Here is a 5,335-nt window from a genome sequence, read left to right on the forward strand (position 1 = left end):
CATGCTCACCCACCCCGGGGTCTACTGCCTGCGCACCAATGAACGGACCTGGGATGCCGAGCAGCTGTGGCGAACCTATGTCACCCTGACCGACCTGGAGGCCGTGTTCCGCTCCCTCAAATCCGAGCTGGGCTTGCGCCCCGTCTATCACCGCACCGAGGGGCGGGGCGACGGCCATTTGTTGATCTCGGTCCTGGCCTACCAGTTCGTTCAACTGATCCGTCGCCGCCTGCGGGTGCAGGGAATCAGCGAGCGCTGGTCGACCCTGCGCGACACCCTCGCCGGTCAGTGCCGGGTCACCACCACCTTCCGCCGGGCCGACGGGCGCACCTTGCATGTGCGCAAGGCGACCCGTGCCGAACCGGCGCAGTGGGCGATCATTCAGGCGCTGGGCAGCGATCCCAGCCCGGGAGGGATACAGAAAATGGTTGTCTGAGCCGCCCGGTTTCACAAAATGGCACGGTTGTAGTGCCACTGACCGATTTTTTCCGCGATAAGCGGATGATCTTAAGAGAAAAATAATCTGGGGTGTTAAAGTTGGGCTAGCGCGTCGCGCGTATGCCGACCATCACGAAGTCGACGATACAATTGGCCTAGCCGACCTGGCCATTGAAGTTCTTGATCTGATCCGCCAGCATGACGGTCGGCATCGTCGTGGTGAACGCCGCCCGAACCTGGCTCGTTACCCGGATAAAAGATCGCGCGGCACAGGTATAGAGGTTCCAACCGATGCCGCCACAAGTGGTCTACTTGAAGGTCGCGTTGAACCCACCGCCGCTGAGCATTCAGGACAGTGCCCCGATCGGGTAGACAAAGTTCAAAGCAGTGACATTGTTATTGGTTATACCGGCCTTGATCGTCATTCCGGCCGGGACGCCGGAATCCAGGCCAGGGACGGCAATCTCTCAGCCAGCGCGGACGCGCAAAATTCAGCTGGGCGGCCGGAACGATGATCAAGGCCGTTATACCGCCGCCGACGAGATTCGGACGGGAACGATGCATCGGATGTCCAACCAACAGACGGCGCGCCTGCGGTGCAGCCGGTAACGGCAGTAACCTTCAGGAGTGTAGAGGGCTAGGTCTTGCAATCATGCATCTTGCATCGCGTCCTGGATGCTTGATTGCAAGACCTGACCCCATCCCCTGACCCCATCCCCTCCATTCGCGCAGTTGCACGTTCCCCAGCGTGGGGTCGACCTCGCCCTGTGCGGGGATCGCGCGGGTCTGGTGTCCGCAGGCACAGGTCACTTCTTCATATTGGTGATCGATCATCCACAGGCGCAAGCCAGGCGTCGCCGGGTCGTTCCAGAGCAGGTCGACCGATTGAAATCCGGTATACGCCACCGCCGCGCCGTGCGTCGGCAGCGCCCGACCACAACCGGCACAGACCGTGGGGCGATGCGCCTGGGTGTCGTGTGCCCTGAACACCTGGGTCCGGCCAAACCCCGGCGCACCGCGCTGCTTGCCGGGTTTGCGGGGCGCGGCGGGTAGCGTCGCAGCGTGCGTCTGCGCCCCCAGCGCCGCCGCGTTCGCCGCTGGCGGGGCCGGTACCTCGGTGGGCGCCGCGTCTTCGTCATCCGCCGCCGTACCGGGTGACGCCACCGGCGGGCCGCCGCGCTCCCACGGCGCCTGACTGCTCGGCGGGCGCGAACTGTTCGTCGGTCCTTGGTTTAGCCGCTCCCGCGCCTCCTGCAAATCGGCCAGCAGCCGCAATGACAGATCGCGCAACGAGGCCACGTCCAGCGACTGGACATAGGCATCGTCAATTTGGCGCAGACTGTGATCGGTCAGATGCATGCAGGGGCGGTCACTAATGGCTCAGGCCCCATGATGCCTGCCCAAAGCCCGGGCAGTCAAGGGGGGAGTGAACGACTACCTGCGGGAAAGTGAGGAACGCTATCGCCTGCTGGCCGACAATACCCAGGATGTCATCTGGATTATGTCGTTAGACGGTCGTATCACCTATGTCAGTCCGGCCGTCGCGCAGGTGCGAGGGCTGTCGCCTGAAGAGGCCATGCGCCTGCCCATCGAAGAGATGAGGAGTGGGCTGACCGCGTGCTGGAGTGCCGGAACCTAAGGGATGTCTTTGGCGAATCGGCTTGAGCGGCTACCGGATGCGGGGAGCGAACGACGAGCTTTTTTCGTCGTACGCCCCCTATTTTCCCCGAGCGTTAGCCGCGGCGATCGGAATAGCGAAACCGAAGCGGTCTCTTCACTGTCTATCGGCGCCAGCGGGGTTTAGAAGACGGCGTGCCGCCATGGCGGCAGGTTGATTAGCGGGTCGTTCGGGGCGGGGAGGAAGATCGGCGACAATTCATCGCCCCGTGGATCGCTCTCCAGGACCTCGATCTGTCCGCTACGGATGTTCAAGGCATAGATATCGTAGGTCGCTCCATTGCGGCCGACAAAGGTGATGTACTGCCCGTCCGGGCTCCAAGCGGGGTCGTCGGCGTCGCCAGGGAACGAGGTGATGCGGGAACGCCCCTGGCCATCGACGGTGATGATGAAGAGTGCATCGGGGGAGTTTGGCGAATCTTTCGACACAAAGGCAATGCGCGCGCCGTCGGGGCTCACGGCGGGATACCAGTCCGGAAGCTGATTGTTGGTCAGGCGGCGCAGTGCGTTGCTCGTCAGATCAAGCGTATAGATCTCGGAGGCATCCCGCAGACCGGACACAAAGGCGACGCTGGTGCTGCTGGTGGCGTCTGGCTTCCATTCCTCGGTAGTGCTCAGCAGGGGGGTGAGGTTACGTTGGTTCAACCCGTTTGCGTCCATGATCCAGATATCGCCATATCCGTCTTTGAGGTTGGATTTGAAGAGGATGCGGCCATCCGGGAAAAATGCCGGGTCATAATTGCTGGCGCCGTCGTTGGTGAGGCGGGCCACAGGTCCCGGATTGAGCAGATCGATCTTGTAAATCTGATTGTTGCCCGTCCGATCAGAATAGAATGCCAGATATCTGCCGTCTCGCGAGACCTGGGGATTCATGTCGTTGGCCGGATCATTGGTCAGATCGGCAATTGCGCCGGTGACGAGGTTCTTCCGGTAGATCTCGTAGTTACCGCTGCGGTTGGAGGAAAAAGCAATCTGTCCCGGTACAGCGGCCAGGACAAACGCAGAAAAGAACAGACCGGCGATTAGACTCGCAGTGACAGACACGCGTTTCACGTTCATTCGCGCGGCGGCGGTGACAGCCAGGGACGGGGTTAGCCCCGGGTGGTGCGGATTCATGACAGCCCCCATCGTGGAAAAGGATTGAACTTCACTGTGTGCGCCAGGACGCTCGGTATTCGAGCGGTGACCGTTTAGCATGCGTGGGAACTCGTCGCCCCCGGCCTGGATTTCGCCGGCCTAGCGGCTTGGCGGTCGACGCAACAGGTCTTCCGCTTCGACCAGGATCTGTACCATGCTCTCCTGGAGACTCCGATCACCGGGACGATTCCCGGTGAGTACTTCCGCCGCTTGCCGGCCTGGGGCGTCTACGTTGAAACGCCCGGCCTCACCGCCCCACTGGTCGACGGCGGGGAAACAGCGGTTCATGGAACCTGCTGCCGTCCTGTGCCTAATTCGTGCGGGCGTTCGCTTCGAGAAGGCGCGCGAATGCGTCGGCCTGCGACGCTGGCCCCAGCAGAGGCGGCAGCCCCTGCGCCACACTGTCACCCCGATATCAGCCGCCGGTGCTGGTGACCGGCGGATTGGGCATGCGCAACGTTTCGGCAGCGGGTCGCCTTCGACATGCCGCCGCGCAGGGTGGCCGAATGGCGTCCAACGTCTCGTCGACACTGGCAGGCGAGTACCGGTCCGGCCGCAGCCCCGACCAGCGAGATGCAGATGCGCGCCATGATCGGTTATCCGACGGTGCGCTCGACCTGCGCAATGACTTCGAGCAAGAGCGACGGCTTGATGTGGAGTGTCGAGCGCTCGGGAATGGCGCGAAGCAGAACCAGCATCTCCGGCGTGCTGCGCTGGCCGCGGCGAATCGCACGCAAGAGGATGCCCAAGGTCCCGTGAACGGACAGTTGGAGTTCTCGTGCGGCCAGACGGGCAGCCGTGTCGTCGGTTAGGAGTAAATCGGCGCCCTGCTCTTCGGCAATCTGAAGCGCTTGGGTCTCACCGGCATGCAGGGGCATCAGGCGCGAGAGCGCCGCCAGGGCGGGGCGCGGCGGATGCTGTGGTCTCACCCGGACGAATGGCAGGTTCGGCATGGCAAAGATGTGCGGCCGGTGTCGCTCGGCCTCGGCCCAAACCACCTCGGGCACCAACACCGACGGGAAGTCGCAGAGCAACCGGAGCGAGTCCAGTTCGTCCAGGTGAATCAGCGGTCCGGCATCGCAGACGACAACGCGAGCGATGGGGCTATCCGTTGCCACGCAGACCCCATTCCAGGTCTTCGCGAACGAAGGTCTCGCTCAACTCCGCGCTGTGGGAACTCAAGTAGCGACGCAGTGCGTCAATGAGGATCTCGTCGAGGTCGCTCGCCCAGCCGTCGTTAACCAGGATCGCCGCCTGCTGTACTAAGCGATCCGGGATGTTGGTCCGAATGGATGTAGTCATGGTTGGCTCGATCGACGCACTCAATGGCCTAGTTTAAGGAAAGGATAACCGATGCGGTAAGGGAAAGTAACCAGCCCTCACAAGCATTGGGGGCGTCCCGGTCATGCTGCCACCAGCCTGGCTCGCGCAGTCTCCCGCCGGGCGGAATCCGGACGTTGCCGACGCTGGAATAAGGATAATCCTCGGGGCGCTTGTAACCAAGCGTCCGATGATGCAGCAGTTTCGGCCCCTTGCCGTGGCCTGGGGGGCTGTTTCCAGGCGATCCCCCCCGACCTGACAGCGTCCGCAATAGGGACGAAGCCGCCGCTCGACGGGTCAAGCCGAATGGCTCTTCTGGGTCGAGAGCGAACCTGTACGGCGAAATCAACCTTGGCGAGCGGCGCTGCATGCACGCGCATCATCGTCGAGCCCGGACTGCACATTCCGAAGGTCCTGCCGCAAGCGTTGCGCTTCCAAGGTCAGGACCTTCTTCTCCTCGGTCAGCGCCGTTTCCCGGGCACGGGCCTCCGCCACTGCTGCCTGATGTTCGGCGAGGCGGCTGAGCCAGTGCTGGGTGTCCGCGTCGCGCGACTGCTGTTCGGCCTGGACCGTGGCGGTGAGCGTCGCAAGCTAGCCGTCGCGCTCGGACACTGAGCCGCGCAACTGTTCCGCCAACGCCTGTGCGGCTTCAAGGTCCGCCCGCGCCTGCGCCGCAGCGTCTCGGGCGGTCGCCTCCGCGCGCTCCAGCAATTCGGCCCGCGCCGTCGCGACCTCCTGCTCCACCTGGAGCCGGGCGATGCGC

7 protein-coding genes and 1 pseudogene are annotated in these 5,335 nt (G+C 63.3%); 3 read left to right on the forward strand and 5 right to left on the reverse strand.

Features of this window, described 5'->3' with window-relative positions:
• Positions 1-436: pseudogene (locus QZY44_RS09635) on the forward strand (transposase); the annotation flags it as partial.
• A 623-nt stretch (positions 437-1,059) separates the two neighbouring features.
• Here QZY44_RS09635 and QZY44_RS09640 read toward each other — a convergent pair.
• Positions 1,060-1,797: a hypothetical protein gene (locus QZY44_RS09640; protein ID WP_295445586.1), complete on the reverse strand. Its 738-nt coding sequence runs from the start codon at positions 1,795-1,797 to the stop codon at positions 1,060-1,062.
• 67 nt (positions 1,798-1,864) lie between these two features.
• Here QZY44_RS09640 and QZY44_RS09645 point away from each other — a divergent pair, with 67 nt between their 5' ends.
• Positions 1,865-2,077 carry a PAS domain S-box protein gene (locus tag QZY44_RS09645; protein ID WP_295445588.1) on the forward strand — a complete coding sequence of 71 codons (213 nt, stop codon included), beginning with the start codon at positions 1,865-1,867 and terminating at the stop codon, positions 2,075-2,077.
• 161 nt (positions 2,078-2,238) lie between these two features.
• On the opposite strand, the gene QZY44_RS09650 is transcribed toward QZY44_RS09645, so the two are convergent.
• From QZY44_RS09650 to QZY44_RS09665, 4 genes are all read right to left on the reverse strand, one after another.
• Positions 2,239-3,312 (reverse strand): hypothetical protein, encoded by a 1,074-nt coding sequence (locus QZY44_RS09650; protein ID WP_295445590.1) that lies wholly within the window; start codon positions 3,310-3,312, stop codon positions 2,239-2,241.
• Between the two features lie 39 nt (positions 3,313-3,351).
• Positions 3,352-3,540, reverse strand: coding sequence for a hypothetical protein (locus QZY44_RS09655; RefSeq protein ID WP_295445592.1), 189 nt, complete (start codon positions 3,538-3,540; stop codon positions 3,352-3,354).
• A 308-nt stretch (positions 3,541-3,848) separates the two neighbouring features.
• Positions 3,849-4,370, reverse strand: coding sequence for a DNA-binding protein (locus QZY44_RS09660; RefSeq protein WP_295445594.1), 522 nt, complete (start codon positions 4,368-4,370; stop codon positions 3,849-3,851).
• Positions 4,357-4,554, reverse strand: coding sequence for a CopG family transcriptional regulator (locus QZY44_RS09665; protein ID WP_295445595.1), 198 nt, complete (start codon positions 4,552-4,554; stop codon positions 4,357-4,359). Before QZY44_RS09665 ends, QZY44_RS09660 begins: the two co-directional genes overlap by 14 nt.
• Positions 4,555-4,923: 369 nt before the next feature.
• Between QZY44_RS09665 and QZY44_RS09670 the strand changes: the two genes are divergently transcribed.
• Positions 4,924-5,187, forward strand: coding sequence for a hypothetical protein (locus QZY44_RS09670; protein ID WP_295445597.1), 264 nt, complete (start codon positions 4,924-4,926; stop codon positions 5,185-5,187).
• Positions 5,188-5,335: the final 148 nt, after the last annotated feature.

Source organism: uncultured Thiodictyon sp. (genome assembly GCA_903837595.1).
Lineage (GTDB): Bacteria > Pseudomonadota > Gammaproteobacteria > Chromatiales > Chromatiaceae > Thiodictyon.